Genomic DNA, 3,435 nt, shown 5'->3' with positions numbered 1-3,435 from the left:
CGCCGAGATCATCAACCGCAAGTATGATTACGATCTGCCGCTGGCGCGCGAGGAGGGGCTGCCTGGCCTCGGCGGTGCCAAGGTCAAGCTGATCTTCGCCGACCATCAGGCCGACCCACAGAAGGGCCGCGCCGAGACGGAACGCCTGATCACCCAGGAAAATGTCTGCGCTGTGATCGGCTCCTATCAGAGCGCGGTCGCCGTCACCGCGAGCCAGACCTGCGAGCGCTACCAGGTCCCGTATCTCTCGGCCGACAATTCCTCGCCGAGCCTGAACCAGCGCGGGCTGAAGTTCTATTTCCGTGCCGCTCCGCATGACGTGATGTTCTCGCAGGCGATGTTCGATTTCTTCGATGCGATGAAGAAGAAGGGAGCCAAGATCGAGACCTTGGCGCTGTTCCACGAGGACACCATCTTCGGCACCGATTCCGCCAACGCGCAGCTCAAATTCGCCAAGGAGCGTGGCTACAAGGTTGTCGCCGACATCAAGTATCGCGCCAACTCGCCCTCGCTGTCGGCCGAGGTGCAGCAGCTCAAGGCGGCCAATGCAGACGTGCTGATGCCGTCGAGCTACACCACCGACGGCATCCTGCTGGTCAAGACCATGGCCGAACTCGGCTACAAGCCGAACGCGATCATGGCGCAGGATGCCGGCTTCTCCGAGCAGGCGCTTTACGATGCGGTCGGCGACAAGCTCGAAGGCGTGATCTCGCGCGGCTCGTTCTCGCTCGACCTCGCCCAGAAGCGGCCGATGGTCGCGAAGATCAACGCCATGTTCAAAGAAAAGTCAGGCAAGGATCTCAACGACTATTCGTCGCGGCAATTCATGGGCCTGATCGTGATGGCGGACGCCATCAATCGCGCCAAGTCGACCGACGGCGACAAGATCCGCGAAGCGCTCGTTGCCACCGACATGCCCGGCGACAAGACCATCATGCCCTGGAAGCGGGTGAAGTTCGACGAGACCGGGCAGAACAACGACGCCGACCCGGTGCTGCTGCAATATGTCGGCAAGAAGTTCGTCACGATCTTCCCCGAACAGGCCGCGGTCGCCCAGCCGATCTGGCCGATGAAGTAGACTGATACGGAAGATGGCGCGGCATACGCCGCGTCATTGCGAGCGAAGCGAAGCAATCCAGAGCCACGAACAAGGTCTGGATTGCTTCTTCGCTGCGCTCCTCGCAATGACGAAACTGGAGCTAGACTTGTGACAGCCGAGACCATCATCCAAAGTCTCGCCAGCGGCCTGCTGATGGGCCTGCTCTACGGCCTGATCGCCGCGGGGCTTGCGCTCATCTTCGGGCTGATGGACGTCGTGAATTTCGCCCATGGCGAATTCCTGATGATCGCGATGTACGCGACCTTCTTCCTGTTCGCTTATTTTGCGCTGGACCCGCTGCTCGCGGCCCCCATCGTGGCCGCCGCCTTGTTCGTATTCGGCGCGGTGGTCTATCTCCTGATTGTGCGCTTCGCGGTCAGGGCCAAGGCCAATACAGCGATGGTGCAGATCTTCTCGACCTTCGGGCTCGCGGTGCTGATGCGCGGGCTGGCGCAATATTTCTTCACGCCGGATTATCGCAGCATCCCCAACTCCTGGCTCGGCGGCAAGACCATCTCGATCGGCGGCATCTATCTGCCTGAGCCGCAGCTGGTCGGCGCGCTGATCGCGATCGCAGCCTTTGTGGCGCTCTATTTCTTCATTCATCGCACCGATTTCGGCCGGGCGCTCGAAGCCACCCGCGAGGACGCTGGCGCGGTGGCGCTGGTCGGCATCGACAAGAACAGGGTGTTCGCACTCGGCTGGGGACTGGGTGCGGCGCTGGTCGGGCTTGCCGGCGCTGTGATGGCGATCTTCTTCTACGTATTTCCCGACGTCGGCGCCTCGTTTGCGACCATTGCCTATGTCACGGTGGCGCTCGGCGGCTTCGGCAGCGTGTTCGGCGCCTTCGCCGGGGGCATCGTCGTTGGCCTCGTGGAGGCGACCACCACGCTGGTGCTGCCGGCGTCGATGAAGTCCGTCGGCATCTACGGCGTCTATTTGCTCATCGTCTTCATCCGGCCGCGCGGCCTGTTCGGATCGCTCTGATGGACAAGGCCTTTGCTCAACGCCGCCGCCGCGACCTGATCGTCGCGGCCTGCATCACCGTGATCGCGGCAATGGTGCCGCTGTTCGTCAAGGACGTCTACGTCCAGAACATCATGGTGTTGACCTTGATGTATGCGGCGCTGTCGCAGAGCTGGAACATCCTGTCCGGCTATTGCGGCCAGATCTCGCTCGGCCACGCGCTTTATTTCGGGCTTGGTGCCTACACCACGGCGCTGCTCTACACCAAATTCGGCGTGCTGCCCTGGTTCGGCATGGTCGCCGGCGGCCTGGTGTCGGCCGCGATCGCGATGGCGCTCGGCTATCCCTGCTTCCGGCTCGGCGGGCACTACTTCGTCATCGCCACCATCGTGATCGCCGAGATCGCGCTGGTGCTGTTCCAGAACTGGGACTGGGCAGGCGCCGCGCTCGGCATCGACATCCCGATGTCGCGGCATGATAGCTGGCTGACCTTCCAGTTCGCTCGCTCCAAGCTGCCTTACTTCTACTTCGCCCTGGCGCTGGCCGGCATCTCCTGGTTCGTGACCTGGTGGCTGGAGGACTCGAAGTGGGGCTATTGGTGGCGCGCGGTGAAGGACAATCCGGTTGCGGCAGAAAGCCTCGGCGTGGTCGTGTTCAATTCCAAGATGGGCGCGGCGGCGGTGTCGGCGTTCCTGGTCGCGATCGGCGGCGCCTTCTACGCCATGTTCGTCTCCTACATCGACCCTGAGAGCGTGATGGGTTTCCAGTTCTCGCTGCTGATGGCGCTGCCGGCCGTGATCGGCGGCATCGGCACGCTGTGGGGCCCGATGCTGGGCGCCGCGATCCTGATCCCGCTGACCGAGCTGACGCGGTCCTATATCGGCGGTTCGGGCAGGGGCGTCGATCTGATCGTCTATGGCGGCCTGATCGTCGCGATCTCGCTGGCGCGGCCGCAGGGCTTGGTCAGCTTGTTTGCGCGCAAGCAAAAGCCGGTCGCCACCGTCGTCAAGGGAGCGGTGGCGTCATGACCAGCCTGCTGGAAACCCGCAACATCACGCAACGATTCGCCGGCCTGACCGCCAATTCCAACGTCTCGATCTCGGTCGGACGCGGCGAGATCGTCGGCCTGATCGGCCCGAACGGCGCCGGCAAGTCGACCTTGTTCAACCTCATCGCCGGCGTATTCCGCCCGACCGAAGGCACCATCATCTTCGACGGCGAGGACGTCACGGATCTGCCGGCCGCCGAGCGCTGTCAGCGCGGCATCGGCCGCACCTTCCAGGTCGTCAAAAGCTTCGAAAGCATGACGGTGATCGAGAACGTCATCGTCGGCGCGCTGTTGCGCAACACCGTGATGCGCGAGGCCCGCC

At 63.2% G+C, this 3,435-nt stretch carries 4 protein-coding genes; all 4 read left to right on the top strand.

The genetic code is table 11. The annotated features are described in order from the left end of the window. A partial coding sequence (locus WA702_RS02340; RefSeq protein ID WP_425108912.1) for an ABC transporter substrate-binding protein occupies positions 1-1,078 on the top strand: 1,078 nt, incomplete at its 5' end. A 129-nt stretch (positions 1,079-1,207) separates the two neighbouring features. Next, positions 1,208-2,086 carry a branched-chain amino acid ABC transporter permease gene (locus tag WA702_RS02335; RefSeq protein ID WP_425108911.1) on the top strand — a complete coding sequence of 293 codons (879 nt, stop codon included), beginning with the start codon at positions 1,208-1,210 and terminating at the stop codon, positions 2,084-2,086. Then, complete coding sequence (locus WA702_RS02330) at positions 2,086-3,093, top strand: branched-chain amino acid ABC transporter permease (RefSeq protein ID WP_425108910.1); 1,008 nt, start codon at positions 2,086-2,088, stop codon at positions 3,091-3,093. Before WA702_RS02335 ends, WA702_RS02330 begins: the two co-directional genes overlap by 1 nt. Next, the coding region (locus WA702_RS02325) for an ATP-binding cassette domain-containing protein (RefSeq protein WP_425108909.1) at positions 3,090-3,435 on the top strand (346 nt) is incomplete at its 3' end. The genes WA702_RS02330 and WA702_RS02325, both read left to right, overlap by 4 nt.

The organism is Bradyrhizobium sp., assembly GCF_049798375.1.
GTDB lineage: Bacteria > Pseudomonadota > Alphaproteobacteria > Rhizobiales > Xanthobacteraceae > Bradyrhizobium.
This window is presented reverse-complemented; position numbering and strand designations above follow the sequence as displayed.

What these genes read in the sequence shown, in the direction of transcription:
- WA702_RS02330 (WP_425108910.1), top strand. Translation starts at nt 2,086, where the DNA reads ATGGACAAGGCCTTTGCTCAACGCCGCCGCCGCGACCTGATCGTCGCG.